We start from the raw sequence: 23,721 nt of genomic DNA, 5'->3' as shown, positions 1-23,721 counted from the left end.
AAGTTTAATAAAGACACGCGGTGTGCGTTACTCCGAAAACGGGATAACAATGACAGAGGGGAGACCCGCCGCACAAAAAGCCAAACCGTACAGACGGCACGATATTACCTATCAGAAGGACAGCAAGGTGAATTCCCTTCTTAATGAATTAAAACAGTTAATCCCCCATCTATCGCTGCGGGAGCAGCATCAGTTCCGCAAACGGCTGGCGGGGGTGGCGAAGATCCGCAACCCCGAATCTCAGCAGAAGGTGCTGGCAGGGTTACAGGATGAGATGCTGCGCGGTATTACCCGCACAGAGCTGCGCATTGCCAACCGGCCGGAGATTACCTATCCGGATAATCTGCCGGTCTCGCAGAAGCGCGAAGCGATTTATAACGCGATCCGTGATAATCAGGTGGTGATCATCGCGGGTGAAACCGGATCCGGTAAAACCACGCAGATCCCGAAAATCTGTCTGGAACTGGGACGCGGTATCACCGGGTTTATCGGTCATACCCAGCCGCGTCGTCTGGCTGCACGGACCGTAGCTTCCCGTATTGCGGAGGAACTGAAAGTCCCGCTTGGCGGCGCCGTCGGTTATAAAGTCCGCTTCAGTGATCAGGTCAGTGATAATTCGCTGGTTAAGCTGATGACGGACGGGATCCTGCTGGCAGAATTACAGCAGGACAAGCTGTTGCTGCAGTATGACACCATCATCATCGATGAAGCCCACGAACGCAGCCTGAATATTGATTTTATCCTCGGCTATCTGCGTCAGCTTCTGCCGAAACGTCCGGATCTGAAAGTGATCATCACCTCTGCGACCATTGATCCGGAGCGGTTTTCCCGTCATTTCGGTAATGCACCGATTATTGAAGTCTCCGGGCGTACCTATCCGGTGGAAGTCCGTTATCGTCCGGTGATGGGGGAAGAGAATGATTCGGATCGCGACCTGACTCAGGGCATTCTGGATGCCGTGCATGAACTGGGACGGGAAAGCGCGGGGGATATCCTTATCTTTATGAGCGGGGAGCGGGAGATCCGTGAAACCGCCGATGCCCTGAACAAAGCAGACTTGCGCCATACCGAAGTGCTGCCGCTGTTTGCCCGTCTTTCCAACAGTGAACAGAACCGGATTTTTCAGCCGCACACCGGGCGCCGTATCGTACTGGCCACCAACGTGGCGGAAACTTCGCTGACCGTTCCCGGCATCAAATATGTGATTGATACCGGGTTTGCCCGTGTCAGCCGCTACAGTTACCGGACAAAAGTTCAGCGTCTGCCGATAGAACCAATTTCGCAGGCCTCGGCAAACCAGCGCAAAGGGCGTTGCGGCCGTGTTTCTGACGGGATCTGCATCCGACTCTATTCGGAGGATGATTTCCTGTCACGGCCGGAATTTACCGACCCGGAAATTCTGCGTACCAACCTGGCCTCCGTTATTCTGCAGATGACCGCGATCGGGCTGGGGGATATCGCCGCCTTCCCGTTTGTGGAAGCGCCGGATAAACGCAATATCCAGGATGGCGTCAAACTGCTGGAAGAACTGGGTGCTATCGACGGTAAAACCTCCGCCGAAGGGCATTATCATCTGACACAAACCGGCCGTCAGCTGGCGAAACTGCCGATTGACCCGCGCCTGGCGCGGATGGTGCTGGAAGCCCGTAACCACGGCGCGGTGCGGGAAACCATGGTGATCGCCGCCGCACTCTCCATCCAGGATCCCCGTGAGCGTCCGCTGGAGAAACAGCAGGCGTCCGATGAAAAACACCGCCGCTTTGCGGATAAAGAATCTGACTTTATTGCCTTTGTGAATCTGTGGAACTACCTGAAAGAACAGCAGAAAGTGTTATCCAACTCGCAGTTGCGCAAACAGTGTCGTCAGGAGTTTCTTAACTATCTGCGGATCCGCGAATGGCAGGATGTGTATACCCAGCTGCGCCAGGTGGTGAAAGAGCAGGGAATTCCGGTGAACAGCGAACCGGCGGATTATAAAAGTGTCCATCTGTCGCTCCTGAGCGGTCTGCTGTCCCATGTCGGGCAGAAAGACACGGAAAAACAGGAGTTCACCGGGGCGCGTAATGCGCGTTTCTCCGTCTTCCCGGGTTCCGGCTTATTTAAGAAGCCGCCGAAATGGGTAATGGTGGCGGAGCTGGTGGAAACCAGCCGGTTATGGGGGCGGATTGCCGCTAAAATTGAACCGGAATGGATAGAGCCGCTGGCACCGCATCTGGTGAAATATCACTACAGCGAGCCGCACTGGGAGAAATCTCAGGGTGCGGTGATGGCAATGGAAAAAGTGACTCTCTATGGCCTGCCGGTCGTGGCGGGACGTCCGGTGAACTACGGTAATATCGATCCGGCGCTGTGTCGTGAACTCTTTATCCGTCATGCGCTGGTGGAAGGTGACTGGCTGACCCGTCATGCGTTCTTCCGGGAAAACCAGAAACTGCGTAATGAAGTGGAAGAGCTGGAACACAAATCCCGGCGCCGCGATATCCTTGTGGATGATGAAACTCTGTTCAGTTTCTACGATACCCGTCTGCCGCCGGATATTATCTCGTCACGCCACTTTGATAACTGGTGGAAACGGGAACGGCTACAGAAACCGGATTTTCTCAATTATGAGAAAAACATGCTGATCCGCTCTGATGCTAATCAGGTAACTGCACAGGATTATCCGAACTACTGGTATCAGGGGGATCTGAAATTCCGCCTGAGCTATCAGTTTGAACCCGGAACCGAAGCGGACGGTGTGACCGTACATATTCCGCTGCCGGTACTGAATCAGGTCAGTCCGGAAGGGTTTGACTGGCAAATCCCCGGGCTGCGTGAAGAGCTGGTTATTGCGCTGATTAAATCGCTGCCGAAACCGGTACGCCGCAATTTTGTGCCTGCACCAAACTATGCGGGCGCATTTATGGAGCGGGTACCTGAGCCGCAGGGCGCACTGCTGGATGCGCTGGAGCGGGAACTGCGCCGTATGACCGGTGTCACGGTTGATCGCGAATCCTGGCAGTTGGATCAAATTCCGGCACATCTGAAAATCACCTTCCGTATCACGGGGGATAAACAGAAAAAACTGGCGGAAGGTTACGATCTGGAAGCACTGAAACTGAGCCTGAAAGAGCAGGTGCAACAGACACTGTCTGATGTGGTCGATGACGGTATCGAGCAAAGCGGTGCTCATATCTGGCGTTTCGGCGATATTCCCGGCTGTTATGAGCAAAAGCGCGGAGGTTATGCGGTGAAAGCTTACCCGGCGCTGGTGGATGAAAAGCAGAGTGTCGGGATTAAGGTCTTTGAAACGGAATTTGAGCAGCAACTGGCGATGCAGGCGGGAACGCGGCGCTTACTGCTGCTGAATATCCCGTCGCCAATCAAATATCTGCATGAGAAATTACCGAACAAAGCCAAACTGGGGCTGTATTTTAACCCGTACGGCAAAGTGCTGGATTTGATTGATGACTGTATCGCCTGTGGCGTCGACAAGCTGATCGCACAATACGGCGGCGTGGTCTGGCAGGAAGATAAATTCGCGCAGTTACAGGAGTTTGTCCGGGCTGAGCTGAACGAAACCGTTGTCGGTATCGCGAAGCTGGTGGAGCAGATCCTGACCACCACATTTGCCATCAGTAAACGCCTGAAAGGGCGGATTGATATGCAGATGGCGTTTGCGCTCTCTGACATCAAAGCACAAATGAGCGGACTGGTCTTCCCGGGCTTTGTAACGGCTCACGGCTGGCAGCGTCTGCCGGATATCCTGCGCTATTTACAGGGGATAGAGCGGCGCATCGAAAAACTGGTATCTGACGTTAACCGCGACAGGGCGAATATGAGTAAAATTGAGCATGTTCAGAACCTGTGGAAGCAGTGGCAGGGTAAGTTACCACCGGTGGAGAAACGCAGACCGGAAGCGGAGGCTGTGCGCTGGATGATAGAAGAGTTGCGTATCAGTCTGTTCGCCCAGCAACTGGGAACGCCGTATCCGGTTTCTGATAAACGGATTATTCAGGCAATGGAACAAATCAGCGGGTAAAGTGCCGTTTTTGCGGAACGCTGTTTATTTATCCAGTGCCGGTGATTATAGTAACAAACGGGCATATCATCGCCCGTTTTCTTTTGTCCTTTTTCTGTGAATGCATCATTTTAGTTACAACATGCAGTTTGTTTTCATCTCAATCCTCCGCAGGAAGCAACGGTGCTTGTTTATGTTCGGCAGAGAAAATTGGGGGAAGCGGGGAAGGAGACAAAAAAGCCGGTCAGTGACCGGCTCCTGTTTTCAGATTTTCAGCGCACCAGATACCAGAGTGCGGGAACTGCCGCTATCAGCAGGGCTGCAATAATGCTCCACTCGACAAAATGCAGTGTGGTTTTTATCTCACGGTTTTTCAGGGCATAGAGAAATACCAGAATACCCGGTGCATAGAGCACAACTGACAGCATCAGATTAATAATGCCGGATGCATAAATCAGCCATAAGCCATACATTGCCGCAATCATACCCACGCCGAGCAGTGCCGGTTTTTTCATTCTCAGGGCGGTTTTTACCAGGAATGCACCGACCAGGAAATAGGGCACCAGAATCATTTCAGAAGCAATGGTCAGCAGCGTATTGTAATTACTGCCGCTGAGCCAGATCAGCACCAGTGCCAGCTGTACCGCACCGTTAGTCATCCATAAAGAGGTGGATGGGGCATTATTCGCATTCTGTTTTTTAAACGGTGACGGGAAAGAGCCATGCAGTGCGGCGATAAACGGCACTTCGGCAGCCATAATTGTCCAGCTCAGGTATGCACCACAGACAGAAATAATCAGACCCGCTGCGATAATAATCTCACCGCTGCCGCCAATCAGGTTCACCATCAGTGTCGCCATTGACGGGTTGCGCATTTCTGCCAGTTCCGGACGGGCAACAACCCCCATTGACAGCAGGGTAACCAGGATATAAATCGTCAGTGCGGAAATCACTGCCATCATTGTGGCCAGGCCGACATCTTTGCGGCGGCGGGCACGGGCAGAAACCACAACAGCACCTTCAATCCCGATAAACACCCACAGGGTGATCAGCATGGTATCTTTCACCTGCTGCCACACCGGCACGCCGAGATCCACACCGGTGAAATCAAGATGGAAGGTATCCCAGCGGAAAGCGATCACAGCCAGTACGATAAACAGGCCGAGCGGCACCAGTTTAGCGAACGTTGCCAGTTTATTGATACCGGCGGCAGTCTGTACGCCGCGCAGCACCAGGCAATGCACAAACCACAGCAGAACAGATTCACCAATCAGCGCCTGCCAGGTATTTCCGTCGCCGAAAACAATATTGTCCGGGGTATCCGTAAAAAAGCTGAACGCCGCAAACACAATCACCAGATAGGAGACGTTGGCGATCACTGCACATAACCAGTATCCCCAGGCGGAGCAGAAACCAATCAGTTCCCCGAAACCGTCTTTGGCATAGGTAAAGATGCCGCCGTCGAGATCCGGACGCAGCCGGGAAAGCAGCAGCAGGGCGAAAGCCAGAAAGAGGATACCGACACCGGTAATTGACCAGCCGATAATAAGTGCAGCCGGACTGGCCACTTCGGCCATATTCTGCGGAAGACTAAACACACCGGCACCAACCATAGAACTGAGCACTAATGCGGTGAGCGCGGTTAAACTGAGTTTCTTATCCAAAAGACCTTCCCGGTAAATCTGATGCGGTAAGCAGGGTATTCATGCAGTCAATCTGACTGAATACGCAAAAATTGGCGCTGATTGTACGGATACACGGCGGGATATGCAATGTTTAATCATGCATTAATTGCATTATATTATGCATATTTACTGTTTATCAGAATGACAGCAGAAGAATGTAGTGAAAGTGTTAATACCCCGGACAAAAGCCATAAAAAAAGCGTATCAGAGATACGCTTTTTCCGGTGAACTGTCAGGCGGTGATTATTTAAATAAATCAGCGCTGATAGTCACGTTACCGCCGCTGGACTGCCACTGACGGGTGATATGATAATATTTCGCCCCTTTGGCTGCCGCACGTTTGGCGACCTGATAAGAGACTTCCGGTGACGTGGTGTAGTAACCGGTAAAGGTTACGCTGTCAAACGGTGCCATAACAGCGGCTGACGCCTTGTTCAGTTCCTGAACCTGGGTGCCGTCCGGCAGAGTCACGGTATAACGGCCGCTGCGGGAGGACTGGGTTTCAAAGAAACGACCGACATTGTTACCGGCGGTGTCAGTAGAGGAGGCCACACCAGGGATTTCGACCTGTTTGGCAGCTTCGCCACCGGCAGCCAGTGCGGCACGACCGGCATCAGAATCCGCAGGGATCAGCGCTTCTTCTGTCTGCAGTACACGTTTTGGTGCATCCGCTTTATAGACATATGCAGTGACCAGCTGGTTACCGCCATCGTTGGTGAAAATATTACGGACGATAAAGAAAGAGGCCGCATCTTTTTTCACTGCTTCTTTGGCGATAGCATCGTTCAGATCAGGGCTGTTGGCAAAAAAGCCGCTGACAGTGACGGTATCAAACGGCTGAAGGCCGATGGCATCTTTCTCAGGTAATTCATTAACGCCACGGAACTGGCGGTAGCCTTTTTCCTCGGCCGGTGGTGCATCGCGGTGGTAAACATCCGCAACAACACGCATATTGCCGTTGTTGTTCAGATCATCGAGGCTCTGGATATAGAAAGCATCGGCACCCATTTTGTCTGCTTTACGCGAAACGGCAGCTGCGGCTTCATAAATAGCATTAAAACGCCCTGTAACTGCAATCCGCTCGAAAGGCTGGTACTGAGCGGCCTGTTCCGGTGTTAATTCCTGTGCCGCCTGAGCGGGGAGCAGACTGGTAAATGAAAAAAACATCGCAGATGCGATGACCGTTGTTTTCAGCTTCATACAAAATCCTTCCGCCTTGCGCAATTAATATTCATAACGTGCTGAACCTGTAAATTTTATATCCTGGCCGCACAATTATGACATGTATTTGTGCTTGTTGTCGCTTTAATTTATCGTGCAATCTAACGACTGTTAATCATACAGCTATTTTTACCATAAATTTATGCAATCATAGTCATTTATCGGCAAAAAAAATTTCCGCCCGGATAAATACCGTTTTAATTTCATTCAGCAAACAAATTAGATGGATCGATATCACATTTTTCAGTAGCTTATTAGGACATATCGGATAAAAGGGTGCTTTTGATCTGAATTTGTGCAGTTGGTTGTTTTTTTACGCACATGTCCGACCAATCATCCGTAAAACACTTGAGCTTATATAAGGGAACATTATGCGTATTGGTGTACCAAAAGAGCGACAGTCCAGTGAAACCCGGGTCGCCGCCACGCCGGCAACAGTAATACAACTGAAAAAACTCGGATTTGATGTGGCTGTTGAAACAGGAGCCGGTCATCTTGCCAGTTTTGATGACAACGCTTACCGCGAAGCCGGTGCTGATATTGTCAGCACACAGGAAGCCTGGCAGTCTGACCTTATTTTTAAAGTGAATGCTCCTCAGGATGATGAAATTCCGCTGATGAAGGCGGGCAGCTCACTGGTCAGCTTTATCTGGCCTGCCCAGAACCCGCAGCTGCTGGAAAAACTGTCAGCACAGGGTGTTAACGTCTTCGCGATGGATTCTGTACCGCGTATCTCACGCGCCCAGTCGCTGGATGCACTGAGTTCGATGGCCAATATCGCCGGTTACCGTGCGATTGTGGAAGCCGCCAACGCCTTCGGCCGTTTCTTCACCGGGCAGATCACTGCTGCCGGTAAAGTACCGCCTGCCAAAGTGCTGGTTATCGGTGCCGGTGTTGCCGGTCTGGCCGCTATCGGTGCGGCAGGCAGCCTCGGGGCCATTGTCCGTGCCTTTGATACCCGTCCTGAGGTAAAAGATCAGGTTAAAAGTATGGGTGCCGAATTCCTCGAACTTGATTTCGAAGAAACTGCGGGCAGCGGTGACGGTTACGCGAAAGTCATGTCGGAAGCTTTTATTAAAGCTGAGATGGCGCTGTTCGCGGATCAGGCGAAAGAAGTGGATATTATTGTCACCACCGCACTGATTCCGGGTAAACCGGCACCGAAACTCATCACCAGAGAAATGGTTGAGTCGATGAAATCAGGCAGCGTGATTGTTGACCTGGCGGCTCAGAACGGCGGTAACTGTGAACTGACCGTTCCGGGGGAAATCCACACCACGGAAAACGGCGTGAAAATCATCGGTTATACCGACCTGGCGGCGCGCCTTGCCACACAGTCATCCCAGCTTTACGGCACCAACCTGGTGAACCTGATGAAGCTGATGTGCAAAGAGAAAGACGGGCAGATCAACATTGATTTTGATGATGTGGTGATCCGCGGTCTGACGGTAGTGAAAGCCGGTGAAATCACCTGGCCTGCGCCGCCGATTCAGGTATCCGCACAACCGCAGGCAAAACCGGCCGCTGTGAAAGCAGAGAAAAAACCGGAAAAACCGATGTCACCGTGGCTGAAATACGGCCTGATGGTACTGGCATTTATCCTGTTCTCCTGGCTGGCCAACGTGGCTCCGCCGGAGTTTTTATCCCACTTTACCGTGTTCGCACTCTCCTGTGTGGTCGGCTATTACGTGGTCTGGAATGTCAGTCATGCGCTGCATACCCCGCTGATGGCGGTGACCAACGCAATTTCGGGGATTATCGTTGTCGGCGCACTGCTGCAAATCGGCAGCGGCGGCTGGGTGACATTCTTCTCCTTCATTGCGGTACTGATTGCCAGTATCAATATTTTCGGCGGATTCACCGTCACACAGCGTATGCTTAAAATGTTTCGTAAGGGGTAATGAATATGTCGGGCGGAGTCGTTACAGCGGCATATATTGTTGCCGCAATCTTATTTATTTTCAGTCTGGCCGGGTTATCCCGCCATGAAACCTCACAACGGGGTAACCTGCTGGGTATTACCGGTATGGCTATCGCGCTGGTTGCCACCATCTTCGGGCCGTATTCTGCCAATATCGGCTGGATTATTGTTGCCATGGTGATTGGTGCGGTAATCGGTATTCGTCTGGCACGTAAAGTCGAAATGACCGAAATGCCGGAGCTGGTTGCTGTTCTGCACAGCTTTGTGGGTCTGGCGGCAGTCCTGGTCGGTTTCAACAGCTATATGGATCACAACCAGGCGCTGACCTCGGCGGTGATGAACAATATTCACCTGACAGAAGTGTTCCTCGGCATCTTTATCGGTGCGGTGACCTTCACCGGTTCTATTGTTGCTTACGGCAAATTATGCGGAAAATTATCCTCCAAACCGCTGATGCTACCTAACCGCCATAAGCTGAACCTGGCGGCACTGGTGGTGTCCTTCCTGCTGTTATGGACCTTTGTCAAAACCGACAGCACCGGCTTACAGGTCTTCACCCTGATCCTGATGACCGTGATTGCACTGGCCTTCGGCTGGCATCTCGTCGCCTCTATCGGCGGTGCGGACATGCCGGTAGTGGTTTCCATGCTGAACTCCTATTCCGGATGGGCAGCGGCGGCGGCGGGCTTTATGCTCAGCAACGACCTGCTGATTGTCACCGGTGCGCTGGTCGGTTCTTCCGGTGCGATCCTGTCTTACATTATGTGTAAGGCGATGAACCGCTCCTTTATCAGTGTGATTGCCGGTGGTTTCGGTACTGACGGTACGGCATCATCCGGTGATGAAGAGCAGGGCGAACACCGTGAAATCAGTGCGGAAGATGTGGCGGAAATGCTCAAAGGGGCAAGTTCCGTTATCATCACCCCGGGCTACGGTATGGCGGTTGCCCAGGCTCAGTATCCGGTTCACGATATCACTCAGAAACTGCGTGATAAGGGCATCGAAGTCCGTTTTGGTATCCATCCTGTTGCCGGTCGTCTGCCGGGGCACATGAACGTCCTGCTGGCTGAAGCAAAAGTGCCTTACGATATCGTGCTGGAAATGGATGAAATCAATGATGATTTCAAAGACACCGACGTGGTGCTGGTGATCGGCGCGAACGACACCGTTAACCCTGCGGCACTGGAAGATCCGAACAGCCCGATTGCCGGGATGCCGGTTCTGGAAGTGTGGAAAGCGCAGAACGTGATTGTCTTCAAACGTTCGATGAATACCGGTTATGCCGGGGTTCAGAACCCGCTGTTCTTCAAAGAAAACACCCAGATGCTGTTTGGCGATGCCAAAGCCAGCTGTGACGCTATTCTGCGCGCACTGTAATCCGGGTAAAAAAGCATAAAATGCACAAGGCGGGTAAATGCGTTACCCGCCTTTTTTTCACTCAGAGGGCTCAGATTAATGAAAAAAATGATGGCCGTTTCACTCTTTCTCTTTTCTGCCTCCGCATTAGCCATTCCGAATATCTGGACATCCGGTTTCGGCCAGGGGTTTATCGAGTACGGGATCAGTAATGACACCGGCGTGACCGTTGTCGTTGCCTGTAACGTCGGGGCGGACCCGGAGGATTATGAAAATTCAATCGATCACAGTATTGATATTTCGGCCGGTGATCATGAAGTGGAAGGGCAGATTGAATTTCTGATTGACGACGAAGCATATTTTGTACCGGACAGCACCAAACACCGTGCCGGTGCTGCGGCCTGGACCAATCTGACTGAAGCGCTCAGTAAAGCTGCGGAATTTAAGGTTTATTCCGATAATAAATTAGTCGGTGAATTTAAACCGAATAAGAAGAACGTGAAGAAAGTGCTCGGTGACGGGATGTGTGCGCCATTGTTCTGATTATCGCAGAACGCGCAGAAAATTCCCGCAGAAGCCGTGGCCTCTGCGGGAGACAGGATTAATCATCATCACTGGTATCGATCGGACAAACAAAGCCGTCCGGTTTCACCGCCAGCAAATCACACTTCAGATGGTCGATAACATGCTCTGCGGTATTGCCGAGGAACGCGGCAGAAATACCGGTCCGGCCGATAATACCCAGCACCACCACCCCGGCATTCAGTTCACCGCACACTTCCGGGATCACTTTCTCCGGTAATCCCTCATAAACGTGGGTGTACTCTTCGCCGATGGAGAATTGCTGGCGCAGTTCTTTCATGGCGATGAGATGCTGGCCGCGCAGCGCGTTATTGTAAGTATTCGGGTCAAAATCCGGTAATTCGATAGCGATATTGATAGGCGCCACCGGATAAGCACTGACCAGATGGATTGCCGGGTCTTTCACAATCCGTTTTGCGAGATCCTGTGTCAGCGACACCAGTTTGAGATTCAGCGCATCATGGTAGGATTCTTCATTGGACAGGTTCACACCGACCACCACAGAACCCTGTTCCGGCCAGACTTTATCCTTAACCATCCAGACCGGACACGGACATTTGCGCAGAAGCTGCCAGTCCAGCGGGGTGAAAATCAGAGACTCAAACTTATCATTCTGATGCGCCATTTTCAGCAGCAGGTCATGACCACCGCTGACAACTTCCCTGATAATCGCCTCATAAGGCCGGTTATGCCATACCACTTTCACTTCGATATCGATGCCGGCTTCCAGATAATAACGCGCCTGCTGTTTGATCCACGCGCAACGCTGGGCAATTACGCCTTTGCGCATAGCATCCCGTTCTTCAGGGGACAACAGGGTGGTCATATCGTATGACAGATCATAGATAGGTAAGAAAGCTTTGATGCGTCCGCCATTGCGTTGCACGATATATACCGCACGCCGTAATGCCGGCTGATCATCCTGATTGGGGTCTATTGCAACTAAGAGGTTCTGATATTCAGACATTCATCTCTCCTCGCGGGGCTGGATACGTATCTATAAAGATAAACCAAACGGGAGCAGGAATGTAGGAAATATTCGCACCAGACCGAAATAAACCGGTCTGATGCGTTTTACGGCAGCCAAAAATGTTGCCGGGGAAGGAATTACTAATCCTGTGGCAGTGCAGGTACTTTACCGGCCAGGGCCGCCAGCTGTTCCATATCTTCGATGGTGATATATTTGCCTTTTACTGCCAGCATTCCGCTCTTCTGGAAACGACCCAGCAGACGGCTGATGGTTTCGACCGTCAGGCCCAGATAGTTACCGATGTCGCCACGGGTCATGGTCAGGCGGAATTCGCGAGGGGAGAAACCGCGCTGCGCAAAACGGCGGGACAGGTTATAAATAAAAGCAGCCAGACGCTCTTCCGCATTCTTTTTGGAGAGCAGCAGGATCATTTCCTGGTCACCTTTGATTTCGCCGCTCATCAGGCGCATCATCTGCTGGCGCAGGTTAGGCATTTTACCGGACAGGTCATCCAGGGTCTCATACGGAATCTCACAGACCATGGACGTTTCCAGCGCCTGGGCGAAACTCGGATGCTCGGTATTGATAATGGCATCAAAGCCGACGAGGTCACCGGCAAGATGGAAACCGGTGATCTGCTCATCACCTTCTTCGGTGATGGTGTAGCTCTTGATGGTCCCGGAGCGGATTGCATACAGTGATTTCAGCTCATCTCCGGCTTTAAACAGTGCCTGGCCTTTCTGGATAGGCTTTTTGCGCTCGATGATATTATCGAGCTGATCCAGCTCATGCTCATTGAGCGTGAACGGGATGCAAAGCTGGCTGATGCTGCAATCCTGGCAGTGGATCGCGCAGCCACCTGATTGAATTCTACGTACTACACGTTTTTCCGGGATCATAGGCTTGCTCTTGAAATAATATTGATTTGAATCAATTTTATCACAGACTACCAAAAGTGGTAAGTGGTCTGAGTTTAAATATCGTCATACTGGGCTGAAAACAGGGGCATAATATTGACATATTATGCTTTTTTCGTGATGTCATAATGTGAATTATTTGATTAAACTCTCAATAATCCGGTTTAAAATAACAGAGGGAGGGAATGCAGGTCAATTTCCTGCTCATCAGTATGTTAATAAATGGATTAAATATGAATAATGCGTTCTTTTCACGTTATAAAGTGGTGTGATACATTAAAAAACATCACAAATAAATAACGAAAAGAAACACGGTCCGGCATAGATAAAAAATATAAAAAAGCAGCAGCCGGACATAATACACCGTCATAAACCTGCAGTGCTATCTTTGATATGCTGCATTATGCTGAAACCGTAATTTGCCTGATTCGTCATAAAACGACAGGTATTACAAAACCGGGACTGTTTAAGTTAAGGAAAAGTAATGATGTCATATGCATTACCTGAATCGATGATGGCAATTGATATTACCCGGCACGGTGGCCCGGAAGTATTACAGGCGATTGAGATGCCGTTGCCGAAGGTACAGGGAGAATACCTGCTGGTTAAAGTCGCCGCAGCCGGTGTCAACCGGCCTGACGTCTTCCAGCGTCAGGGCAGTTACCCGCCGCCGCCGGATGCTTCCCCGATTCCGGGACTGGAAATCGCGGGTGACGTTGTGGCTGTCGGGGAAGACTGCAAACGCCGCCAGGTCGGTGATAAAGTGTGTGCGCTGGTTGCGGGCGGAGGATATGCGGAATATTGCCTGGTTCATGACAGTATCGCGCTGCCGCTGGAAAACCTGAGTTACACGGAAGCGGCGGCCATTCCGGAAAATTTTTTCACCGTGTGGGCGAACGTCTTTCAGACCGGCAAACTGCAGAGTGAAGAGAGTGTGCTTATCCACGGCGGCACCTCCGGTATCGGCAGTGTGGCGATCATGCTGGCGAAAGCCTTTGGTGCCACGGTTTACACCACCGTCGGCAGCAGTGAAAAAGCAGAACTTGCCCGGCAACTGGGAGCCGATCACGTCATTAATTACCGTGAAGAGGATTTTGCACAGGTCATTCCGGAACTGACCGGCGGTCAGGGTGTAAATATGGTTGTTGACCTTATCGGTGGTGATTATGTCAGCAAAAACTATGAGGTTGCGGCTAAAGGCGGGCGGATTATCCAGATCGGCCTGATGCGAGGTAACCCGCAGAACCTGAATCTGATGCCGCTGATGGTAAAACGCCTGCTGCATACCGGCTCGACACTGCGCGCGCGGACACCGGAAGAGAAGGCTGTGATTGCCCGGGATCTTGCCCATAAAGTCTGGCCGCTGCTGCGGTCAGGAAAGGTCAAGCCACTGGTCAATTATACCTTTAACCTCTCGGATGCGGCACAGGCCCACCAGCTGATGGAGTCCGGCGATTTAACCGGAAAAATTGTTCTGATTAATCCTGACTTCTGATTTTCTTCCTTTATACCTGCACTGTCAGTGTGTTTCGCACCATTTGCTGATAGTGCAGGTCACTTCCTGCTATACTGTGATAGTGATAATCATTCCCGTTAAAATACAAAAAGTGCTATTTTAGATATATCTAATTTGATCTTTCTATTCCGGGAGACTATAGTAGTTCCTGAAGGCAAAACAGATATATCTAAATTCTGATTTTGCTGATTATCACTATTTATCACAAAAGGAATTTATTATGTTTCTTCATGCTTTACGCCACCGCGCCTGTGATTCACAGGAAGGGCGTCAGCGCCGCGGGGGTCATGGCGGCCGTCACGGGGAACGCCACGGACAAGACGGGCATCGTTGCCACGGCGAACATCACGGTCACGACGAACACCGCAGCCATTGCTGCCATGGTGATCATCACGGACATGACGGACAACACGAACATGGTTGCCACGGTGATCATCATGAGCACCACGAAGGCCACGGTTGTCACGAAGGGCCCGAACACGGTCGTCACCGCGGTCGCGGAAAAGGGCTTCGCCGTCTGCTTGATCATGGTGACCTGCGTATTATGATGCTGGCTAATCTTAACCAGAAACCGAGTCACGGTTATGAGTTAATCAAATCTATCGGTCAGCTGACTTCCGGCCTCTATACACCGAGTCCGGGCGTGATTTACCCGACACTGACCCTGCTCGAAGATCAGCAGCTGATTGTCGCGGAAAACACCGGTAACGGCCGTAAAAGCTACAGCCTGACACCGGAAGGTAAAATGCATCTGGAAGAGAACACCGATGTTCTGGAACAGATTGCACAGCGCCTGCAGGAGACCAAATCTTTCCGCCGTGGTTCTCTGTTATCAGATGAAATCGAGCAGGCTCTGGGGAATTTACGGGCACTGCTGCGCCATAAACTGGTCACCAGTGAACTGGATGAAACCAAGCTCGGGCAGATTGCCGATATTCTTAATGATGCAGTACGGAAAATAGAAGCGGTTAACGACGCTCTGAGTAAAGAAGGGGAATAATATGGCGGAAAACACCACCTCCGGAAAAATCCCGCCGGAAAAGCCGGTTCAGGATGAAAAACAGGAAGCGGTGAACACCGGCAGGCCCGCAGATAAGTCGTGTCCCAGCTTACCGTTTTCCTATTTACGCCGCGCCTTGCGCAATAAGGTCGGCAAACACGAATAACCGGGGCGCAGCGAATGCGCCCGGGTCGTGCAAAAAAATCAGCGTGATTTCAGCGCATTAATTAATTTATCCATGCCTGCGGCGAGTTTATCACGCGGGCATCCGGCATTGAGACGCAAAAATCCGCGTCCTTCCTCTCCGTAGGTATATCCCGGCATGATCGCCACTTTTTCCTGTGTAATCAGTGCATGTTGCAGGGCATTATCATCAACATTCAGCGGGTTCAGATCTATCCACGCCAGATAGGTGGATTCCGGCACCTGCCAGTTCAGCTGCGGAAATTCAGCATCCAGCCGCTGCTTTATATAATCCAGATTAGCAAAGAGATAATCACGCAGCTCATCCAGCCACGGCGCACCTTCCCGGTAGGCGGCGATATGAGCGATAACCGCCAGCACGGCAGGAGAAGAGAGCCCGTCACAGGCTTTCAGCTGATGAAAATAGGCTTCGCGGGAGGCGGTATCTGAAATCAGCCCGTAAGCGCCGGTCAGTGCCGGGATATTGAAGGATTTGGATGCTGAGGTGAATAATGCCCACTCCCCGCGCCCGGTTTCAGACCACGGCGTGTGCTGATGCGGCGCCCGGCACAGATCCATATGAATTTCATCACTGATCACCCGCACATTATGCCGTTCACACAATTCTGCCATGGTGGTCAGTTCTTCGCGGGTCCAGACTTTCCCGGTCGGGTTATGCGGGCTGCACAGCAGCAGAATCCGCGTCTCTGGTTTTGCAAACAGGGATCCCAGTGCATCCATATCGCACCACCAGCCCTCAGGAGTTTTTTGCAGCGGGCAGGGAACAATAGTGCGCTGATTACCGGTGATCGTCTTATAAAATGCATCATACGCCGGGGTATGCACCACCACACCGTCACCGGGCTGTGACCACAGGCGGATCATCTGGCTGACCATGTAAATCACTGATGGCCCGTACACCAGCGCCTGAGTATCAATCTGCGCCTGAAAGCGGGATGAAAACCAGTGTGCAACAGCGCTGAGAAAATCGTTGTGCTGCCAGCGGCTGTAGCCGAACACGCCGTGCGCGGTGCGTTCTGAAATGGCTTTCAGGATCACCGGTGCGGTGACAAAATCCATATCTGAGATAGTAAAAGGCAGTAAATCCGCCTGACCAAAGCGATCCTGCACAAAATCCCATTGCGTGCAGTAAGTGCCGTGGCGGTCAACCGGGACAGAAAAGAGAGAGGACATAGTTTCTCCGTAAAGAAAAACCGCACTGTCAGGCAGTGCGGTGTCAGTTATCAGGCGTTTTGCGGTTCCGGCTGAGCGGAATCAGGCGCGGATTTCATCAGCTTTTCCAGTTCATCTTTGACAGACTGAACCTGCGGGCCGATAACCACCTGTAAGTTATGTTCATTCAGATGGACAACCCCGATCGCCCGCAATGCTTTAAGCTGTGCGTCATCCACTTTGCTCATGTCCTGCACGGACATCCGCAGACGGGTGATACAGTTATCCAGTGAAATAATGTTCTCTTTACCGCCCAGCGCCGCCAGAATAGCCGGAACATCATAGCCGGATTTTCCTGCGGAACTGCCGGTTGCCGGTGCGCTTTCTTTGGTGTCTGTATCGCGGCCCGGGGTTTTGATATTGAAGCGGGTAATGGCGAAACGGAAAATCGCATAGTAAGAAGCGAACCAGATAAAGGCCACCACCGGCACCATATACCACTTGGTCTGGATACCGTGGAGGATCCCGAAGACCACAAAGTCAATCAGGTTACCGTCGGTGTTACCGATAGTGACACCGGTAATCGCCATTACGGTAAAGCCCAGTCCGGTCAGAATTGCGTGGATCAGATACAGGAACGGCGCGACAAACAGGAACAGGAATTCCAGCGGTTCAGTTGTGCCGCCGATAACACAGGCAACCACACCGGAAATCAGTAATCCCTTAATTTTATGACGATTTTCGGGGTGAGCACAGTGATACATCGCTAATGCCGCACCCGGCAGGCCGCCGAGGAACGCCGGCATTTTACCCTGAGACAGGAACTGTGTGGCACTGGCCGCAAAGCCCTGGGTTTCCGGGCAGGAGAGCTGCGCCTGGAAAATGGTCAGTGCGCCGTTAACGGTATTACCGCACACTTCCATAGTGCCGCCCGCTTCAGTAAAGCGGATCAGCGCCACCAGTATATGATGCAGGCCAAACGGCAGTAACAGCCGCTCACCGGAGCCGAAAATCATTGGTCCGAATGCTCCGGCGCTCTGAATCAGCTTACCTAATCCGTTGATACCCATCGCAAACCACGGCCAGATCAGCGGAACCAGCAGGCCGCACAGGCCGAGTACCAGAGTGGTGATAATCGGCACAAAACGGGTACCACCGAAGAACGCCAGGGCATCCGGCAGACGGATGGTATTGAAGCGTTCATGCAGCATATACACAATAATACCGACAATAACCGCACCGAGGATCCCGCTGTCGATTGACTGAATACCCAGCACATCACGGATGTTATGGGCTTTCAGAATAGCAGGGTCGGTAGTCGGTAAAATATCAGCAGCAGTGAGGTAGAAGTTAGTGGCGAGGTTAAATACCGCAAAGCCGACAAACCCGGCAAATGCAGCCACGCCCTTGTTTTCACGCGCCAGCCCCAGCGGAATGGCGATAGCAAACATCACCGGCAGGAAACTGAAGGCAAATGAGCCGATTTTGCTCATCCAGGTGAACAGTAACTGGAAGACGGTGTGATCCAGAAACGGCAGCAGTGTCAGTACATCCCGGCTGCTGAGGGAACTGCCGATGCCGAGGATGATCCCGCAGAACGAGAGCAGCGCGACAGGCAGCATAAAGGTTTTGCCAAGTCCCTGGAAAAACTCCCAGAGCGTGACTTTTTGTTTTGGTTGGCTACTCATACGGTATCCTGTAAATGTCAGTGTGGTGTTGTGAAGGTAAAATAAGATAAAACGTTTTACCAGATTATAATAGTTGCCCGATCACAAAAAATAAACATGACCTGGCAACCATATTTCGGAAATAGATAAAACGTTTTATCGTATTTTGTGTAAAATCCCGTGCAGTATCCTGAGCATAAGGAAGTATCCGGCGTTATGAATCTCAGAAAAGTCACGATAGTCGATGTGGCGCAGCAGGCAGGTGTCTCCGTAACCACGGTGTCACTGGTGCTCAGCGGAAAAGGGCGGATCTCGCGGAAAACCGCAGATAAAGTCAACGCGGCAATTGAAGAACTGGGGTATGTCCGCAATCAGCAGGCCGCCACATTGCGGGACAATATCTCTAATGTAATCGGCCTGATTGTCAAAGATATTACCGAACCGTTTTATGCGGAAGTCGCCGCCGGTGTCAGTGAATATGCGGAAACACAGGGCAAACAGGTTTTTCTGACTCAGTGCGGCAATTCTTCTGCCGGGTTTGCCCGTTCACTGGACAGTCTGATCCGCTACGGCGTGGACGGTGTGATTGTCGGCGGCGGTAAATTTCTCACCAATGACGTGGTTGAGCGGATAAATCATTATCAGATCCCGATGGTGTGCGCGGCCCGGGCCAGTGAGTTCTCCGGCATTGATGTTGTCCGCCCGGACAATGCCTCTGCCGCCAGAATGGCAACGGAATACCTGATCAAAAACGGTCACCGCCAGATTGCCTATTTCGGCGGTGAAAGTGATTCTCTCACCCGCGCTGAGCGGGTCGGCGGTTACTGCTCGACACTGGTGCAGTACGGGTTGCCGTTCCGCACCGAATGGATAGTGGAAACGGATAACAAACAGCAGAATATTATCCGCCGGGTATCTGAATTTATGTATCAGTACCCCAAAGTCAGTGCGATTGTCTGCCACAACACCGGTACGGCGCTGGGCGCGTATTTTGCCGCCCTGAGCACCGGTAACACGGTCAGACAGGGGGATAACGAAAGTTATTTCACTCAGGAAATCGCCCTGGTGGGGTTTGATGATATCGGCAGTGAAGCACTGTATGACATCCCGGTAGCCTTTATCACCCAGCCATCGCGGGATGTGGGCCGCAGTGCCGCAACGCGTCTGCTGCGGCGTATTGGTGGTGATAGCTCGCCGCCTGCAAGCGTGACACTGTCACCCGGATTTTCCCAGCTAAACGGATAACGACGATGCAAAAAATACTCTCCGGACTGCTATTCCTGACGCTGCCTGCGTTTTCCGCACCGGCGGAAGATTTGGATTTGCTGCCGGTTCAGGATCGCAACCAATTATTTGCGGACGCGGGGAACCGTACCGGTGTTGCCCGTAAAACCAGAGACGTTCTCGCCCGTCCGGCGGTGCCCGGTGAAATCGTAGTGACCCTTATCCGGGGTGAAGGGGAAGAAACCCGTTCAAAACCGGCGAAAGCCGGGGATTGGGTGGTACAGAACATCTGTGACGCTACCGGCAATGAAGAAATTCTGGTGAAAAAAACGGCGTTTACACGCCGTTACGGCAGTGCACTGACACCGTCTGACAGCGGCAACCGGCAGCGTTTCCGGCCGCAGGGAGAGCCGATGGATTATCTGGTGATCACGCAGGAAAAACCGTTTGTGATTATTGCGCCGTGGGGTGAAAAACAGCGGGTTATGAAAGGGGATGTGCTGCTGCGCTCGCGACAGGATCCGCAGGACAGTTACCGTATTCAGAAAGCGGCATTTGACTGCACTTATCAGGTGATTACGTCTGCCGGGGGCTAACATATAGCCCCGGCAAAACGTAGTGCGTTTTATGCGCTGCGGCAGATAAAATGTAAAAACGAGATCAGCGATACAAAACCGGCGTTGCTGCTCGCGTAACCTGTTGTTCCTGTTATGATGCGGGAATACGTTTCTTGCCGGATTTCCGCTGATGTTCGCAATTCTGATGACATTATGGCCGCTGTTTGCGCTGATTTTGCTCGGCTGCATTCTGAAGCGGCGGCCGGTTTTCGATGCCGGGTTCTGGAACGGCGCGGAAAAGCTGAACTACTATATCTTATTTCCGGCGCTGCTTATCAACAGCCTCGCCGTTGCTCCGCTGGATAACCCGCAACTGCCGAAACTGGCAATCGCACTGGTAATTATGCTCGGGCTGGCCACCGCAGCATTTGCGGTGGTAAAACGTCTGCGCGGAATACCAACGGCAGAATTCGGCGTACTGCTGCAGGGCGCGATCCGCTTTAATACCTATCTCGGGCTATCCATCGTCAATGATTTTTACGGCCCGTCCGGTGTGGCGGTGGCGGCGGTGATCCTCGCGGTACTGGTTCCGCTGTGTAATATCATTTCCGTGGTTGCGTTATCTGAATTTCGGCAGTTATCGCTGCGCCGCCTGTTGTTACCCATTCTGACAAACCCGCTGATTATTTCCTGTATTATCGGGATGCTCCTGAATGTCACCGGTGCCGGTCTTCCGTATAACACCGGTCAGTTTGCCAGATTGCTGGCCGGTGCCAGTCTGCCGCTGGGGCTGCTCTGTGTCGGGGCGGCATTGCAGGTGGCGACTATCCGCTATTCCGCACTGAAAATCAGCCTTAACAGCCTTGTCCGCCTGTGTGTTATGCCATTGCTGGCGATTGCTGTGGCGACCGTGATGGGATTAACCCAACTGGAATATCAGCTGTTTGTGATCTTTTTTGCTATTCCGACCGCACCGACCGCCTATATTTTATCGCGTCAGCTCGGTGGTGACAGCCAGCTGATGGCCGGGATTATCACGTTTCAGACCATGGTGGCGGTGCTGACTCTGCCGGTGGTTCTGACCATGATCACCTGAATAACCTGAGAAAAAATAATGACGTCTGTTATCAAACATTTTACCGCTTCCGGTCTGGTCAGTGACAGTCACGGCCGTTTTCTGCTCCATCACCATCCGAAGCTCGGTATCTGGCTGCCGCCCGGCGGGCATATTGAGGAAAATGAAGAGCCTCAGGATGCTGTACTGCGTGAAATTCACGAAGAAACCGGACTGGAATGCCGGATTGTCAGCTGGGATACACAGGCGCAGCAATTTATCACACCACTGCCGGAAACCGGCGTGCTGCCATTACCGATGGCGATCCTGAAAGAGTTTATCCCGGATAAGAAAACCGGCGACCACTGGCATATTGATATGGTGTACTGGTGCCATCCGCTGGATGAAACCGCCGTACCACATCCGGACTTTCAGTGGATGACGCCGGACGAGATCCTGAAAACGGACAATGTCCCGCAGGATGTCTGCGGCCTGATTGCTATGGTGCAGGCGCGCCGCTGAACAAAGCTTTCACCCGGCTGCCTTTTTTTTCTGTTTCAGGGCAAATGCCCTGGAGACCCCCGCAACCTCCGGTTACTGTGGCTCATCCCGTTATAAAAGCCGTATGCAGGAGTTGCCATGGTTACCAGTATTTATAAAGATCTCTCCTTAGCACCACAGGGTGAGCAAAAAATCGCCTGGGTTCGCGCCCATATGCCGCTGCTGCGTGCACTGGAACAGCGTTTCACACAAGAACAGCCGTTTGCCGGAAAACGCATAGCGCTTTCTATTCATCTGGAAGCAAAAACCGCCTATCTGGCACGGGTTCTGGCCGCAGGCGGGGCTGAGGTGTCCGTCACCGGCAGCAACCCGATGTCCACCAAAGACGATATCGTGGCCGCACTGGTTGTCAGCGGTATTCATACGTTTGCCATCCACGGCGCGGATGCGGAAGCCTACCGCAACTTTGTAAAACAGACTCTGGCCTGTGAACCGCACATTGTTATTGATGACGGCGGTGACCTGGTACATGAGCTGCACAGCCTGTATCCGGAATATGCAAAGCACACGATCGGTGCCTGTGAAGAGACCACCACCGGTGTTCTGCGTGCAGTGGCCCGTAAAAAAAACGGCGCACTGAATTTCCCGGTGCTGTCGATTAACGGTGCACAATCCAAACACCTGTTTGATAACCGCTACGGTACCGGACAATCCACTTTTGACGGCATTATGCGTACCACCAACCTGGTTATTGCCGGGAAAACCGTGGTCGTCGCCGGTTACGGCTGGTGCGGAAAAGGCTGTGCCATGCGGGCGAAAGGACTGGGCGCGGAAGTGATTGTCACAGAAGTGGATCCGATAAAAGCCCTGGAAGCGAAAATGGACGGCTTTGCGGTCATGACCATGTCCGCCGCAGCACCGCTGGGTGATATCTTTATCACCGCCACCGGTTGCTGTGATGTACTGACATCGGATCATTTCAGTCTGATGAAAGAGGGTGCCATTATCAGTAATACCGGGCACTTTGAGGATGAAATCAATCTGACCGATCTTCAGCAGTTAAGTGACAGCGTCACAATCGTCCGCGAAAACATCGAAGGTTATACCCTGAAAAATGGCCGCACACTCTATCTGCTGGGCCGTGGTGCGCTGGTTAATATTGCCTGTGCGGACGGGCATCCGGCAGAAATTATGGACATGAGCTTTGCTCTTCAGGCACTCAGCGCCGAGTATCTGCTCAGCCATGACCACGAAGCAAAAGTTTATGATGTCAGTGATGAAATCGACCGTGAAGTGGCGGCACTGAAATTACAGGATATGGGGGTTTCACTTGATAATCTGACCACCAGACAGCAGCAGTATCTGAACGGCTACGAGCTGAAGTAACCTGACTGATGGGCTGCCGGTAATCCGCAGCCCGTCAAAACCGGTGTTTACCGGTTCAAACCTGTTGTTAACCATGCTAACGTTTACCCACTGATTATCCCGTCCTGACAGATACGGTACATGCAAAATACAACCCCGTTTCGTGAATTATGGCTGAAATTCAGCGAAGAAGAGCTGCTGCCGGAGGCAGACGGCCTGCTCCGTGATGCGCCGGAAGTTGTCAGAAACAGTGTCACCACACTGCATATTTATAACGGACAGAATCTGATTTGCCAGGGCGACCCGGCTCAGGCGGTCTATATCATTCTGGACGGCGAGTTTATTGTTAACAAGCAGGCGGAGAATGGTAAGCAGGTCGGGCTGACATTCTGCTATCGTGGTGAATTCCTCGGGGAGATGGAGGCGATTTGCCGGCAGGCATACCGTTATGATGTGATTGCGCTGTCAGACTGCCGTGTACTGCGGATGCCGGCGGCAACATTTCTGTCCTGGTTGTCACAGGATCACCGCCTGTCTCTGCTGCTTAACCGCCAGCTGGCAAAACGCTGCCTTATCAACGGTGAACAGCGGCTGATGAATGCTGTTGATTCCGTCGAAAACAATCTGCTCTATATGCTGACACAAATCAGCGGCCATCAGATCCATCTTCCCCGTGACATGCTGGCCAGCATTCTCGGCACATCGCGGCGTCATACTGATAAAGTTCTGCTGCGCCTGAAAACACAGGGAAAAATTACCCTCAGTGAAGGTGTGATCGGGCTGGTAAAACCGGACTGAACTGCGATCCGTGCCATTGTGCGCCGGTAAG

The 23,721-nt window shown here is 52.1% G+C and carries 19 protein-coding genes; 13 read left to right on the top strand and 6 right to left on the bottom strand.

The window, feature by feature from the left end; all coding sequences use genetic code 11:
* Positions 1-49 precede the first annotated feature (49 nt).
* Positions 50-4,021, top strand: a complete 3,972-nt coding sequence (hrpA, locus tag JL661_RS09330; RefSeq protein ID WP_150974904.1) for an ATP-dependent RNA helicase HrpA — start codon at positions 50-52, stop codon at positions 4,019-4,021.
* A 251-nt stretch (positions 4,022-4,272) separates the two neighbouring features.
* On the opposite strand, the gene JL661_RS09325 is transcribed toward hrpA, so the two are convergent.
* Together JL661_RS09325 and ydgH are read right to left on the bottom strand one after the other, a co-directional pair.
* Complete coding sequence (locus JL661_RS09325) at positions 4,273-5,664, bottom strand: amino acid permease (RefSeq protein ID WP_062771667.1); 1,392 nt, start codon at positions 5,662-5,664, stop codon at positions 4,273-4,275.
* Between the two features lie 264 nt (positions 5,665-5,928).
* Positions 5,929-6,885, bottom strand: a complete 957-nt coding sequence (ydgH, locus tag JL661_RS09320; RefSeq protein ID WP_004237539.1) for a DUF1471 family protein YdgH — start codon at positions 6,883-6,885, stop codon at positions 5,929-5,931.
* 392 nt (positions 6,886-7,277) lie between these two features.
* Here ydgH and pntA point away from each other — a divergent pair, with 392 nt between their 5' ends.
* The 3 genes from pntA to JL661_RS09305 all read left to right on the top strand — a co-directional run bounded on the left by pntA (position 7,278) and on the right by JL661_RS09305 (position 10,726).
* Positions 7,278-8,807, top strand: coding sequence for a Re/Si-specific NAD(P)(+) transhydrogenase subunit alpha (gene pntA, locus JL661_RS09315; RefSeq protein ID WP_046024596.1), 1,530 nt, complete (start codon positions 7,278-7,280; stop codon positions 8,805-8,807).
* A 5-nt stretch (positions 8,808-8,812) separates the two neighbouring features.
* Positions 8,813-10,204 (top strand): Re/Si-specific NAD(P)(+) transhydrogenase subunit beta, encoded by a 1,392-nt coding sequence (pntB, locus tag JL661_RS09310; RefSeq protein WP_004239384.1) that lies wholly within the window; start codon positions 8,813-8,815, stop codon positions 10,202-10,204.
* A gap of 78 nt (positions 10,205-10,282) precedes the next feature.
* Positions 10,283-10,726, top strand: coding sequence for a hypothetical protein (locus JL661_RS09305; RefSeq protein WP_004237542.1), 444 nt, complete (start codon positions 10,283-10,285; stop codon positions 10,724-10,726).
* Between the two features lie 58 nt (positions 10,727-10,784).
* On the opposite strand, the gene uspE is transcribed toward JL661_RS09305, so the two are convergent.
* Together uspE and fnr are read right to left on the bottom strand one after the other, a co-directional pair.
* Positions 10,785-11,732, bottom strand: coding sequence for a universal stress protein UspE (gene uspE / locus JL661_RS09300; RefSeq protein ID WP_004237543.1), 948 nt, complete (start codon positions 11,730-11,732; stop codon positions 10,785-10,787).
* A 143-nt stretch (positions 11,733-11,875) separates the two neighbouring features.
* Complete coding sequence (gene fnr, locus JL661_RS09295; protein WP_004237544.1) at positions 11,876-12,634, bottom strand: fumarate/nitrate reduction transcriptional regulator Fnr; 759 nt, start codon at positions 12,632-12,634, stop codon at positions 11,876-11,878.
* A gap of 502 nt (positions 12,635-13,136) precedes the next feature.
* Here fnr and JL661_RS09290 point away from each other — a divergent pair.
* The 3 genes from JL661_RS09290 (at position 13,137) to JL661_RS09280 (ending at position 15,334) form a co-directional block, all read left to right on the top strand.
* Positions 13,137-14,147, top strand: coding sequence for an NAD(P)H-quinone oxidoreductase (locus tag JL661_RS09290; RefSeq protein WP_004239380.1), 1,011 nt, complete (start codon positions 13,137-13,139; stop codon positions 14,145-14,147).
* Positions 14,148-14,388: 241 nt separating this feature from the next.
* Positions 14,389-15,168: a PadR family transcriptional regulator gene (locus JL661_RS09285; protein WP_049245749.1), complete on the top strand. Its 780-nt coding sequence runs from the start codon at positions 14,389-14,391 to the stop codon at positions 15,166-15,168.
* Between the two features lies 1 nt (position 15,169).
* Positions 15,170-15,334 (top strand): hypothetical protein, encoded by a 165-nt coding sequence (locus tag JL661_RS09280; protein ID WP_004237547.1) that lies wholly within the window; start codon positions 15,170-15,172, stop codon positions 15,332-15,334.
* A 38-nt stretch (positions 15,335-15,372) separates the two neighbouring features.
* Here the strand turns inward: JL661_RS09280 and JL661_RS09275 are convergent, their stop codons facing one another.
* A complete protein-coding gene (locus JL661_RS09275) occupies positions 15,373-16,545 on the bottom strand; it encodes a MalY/PatB family protein (protein WP_004237548.1) in 1,173 nt (390 codons plus the stop codon).
* Between the two features lie 50 nt (positions 16,546-16,595).
* On the bottom strand, positions 16,596-18,212 hold the full coding sequence (malX, locus tag JL661_RS09270) for a maltose/glucose-specific PTS transporter subunit IIBC (RefSeq protein WP_004239373.1): 1,617 nt from the start codon (positions 18,210-18,212) through the stop codon (positions 16,596-16,598).
* A 195-nt stretch (positions 18,213-18,407) separates the two neighbouring features.
* Here malX and malI point away from each other — a divergent pair, with 195 nt between their 5' ends.
* The 6 genes from malI (at position 18,408) to JL661_RS09240 (ending at position 23,690) form a co-directional block, all read left to right on the top strand.
* A complete protein-coding gene (gene malI, locus JL661_RS09265) occupies positions 18,408-19,436 on the top strand; it encodes a Mal regulon transcriptional regulator MalI (protein WP_004237550.1) in 1,029 nt (342 codons plus the stop codon).
* Positions 19,437-19,441: 5 nt separating this feature from the next.
* Positions 19,442-20,011, top strand: coding sequence for a hypothetical protein (locus JL661_RS09260; RefSeq protein ID WP_062771664.1), 570 nt, complete (start codon positions 19,442-19,444; stop codon positions 20,009-20,011).
* A gap of 151 nt (positions 20,012-20,162) precedes the next feature.
* The gene (locus tag JL661_RS09255; RefSeq protein WP_004237552.1) at positions 20,163-21,068 is read left to right on the top strand and encodes an AEC family transporter; all 906 of its coding nucleotides are present in this window, start codon (positions 20,163-20,165) and stop codon (positions 21,066-21,068) included.
* 18 nt (positions 21,069-21,086) lie between these two features.
* Positions 21,087-21,548, top strand: coding sequence for an NUDIX hydrolase (locus tag JL661_RS09250; RefSeq protein ID WP_062771661.1), 462 nt, complete (start codon positions 21,087-21,089; stop codon positions 21,546-21,548).
* A gap of 117 nt (positions 21,549-21,665) precedes the next feature.
* The gene (locus JL661_RS09245; protein ID WP_218480966.1) at positions 21,666-22,913 is read left to right on the top strand and encodes an adenosylhomocysteinase; all 1,248 of its coding nucleotides are present in this window, start codon (positions 21,666-21,668) and stop codon (positions 22,911-22,913) included.
* A 120-nt stretch (positions 22,914-23,033) separates the two neighbouring features.
* Positions 23,034-23,690 carry a Crp/Fnr family transcriptional regulator gene (locus JL661_RS09240; protein WP_036417529.1) on the top strand — a complete coding sequence of 219 codons (657 nt, stop codon included), beginning with the start codon at positions 23,034-23,036 and terminating at the stop codon, positions 23,688-23,690.
* Positions 23,691-23,721: the final 31 nt, after the last annotated feature.

It is taken from the genome of Morganella morganii (genome assembly GCF_019243775.1).
GTDB lineage: Bacteria > Pseudomonadota > Gammaproteobacteria > Enterobacterales > Enterobacteriaceae > Morganella > Morganella morganii.
This window is presented reverse-complemented; position numbering and strand designations above follow the sequence as displayed.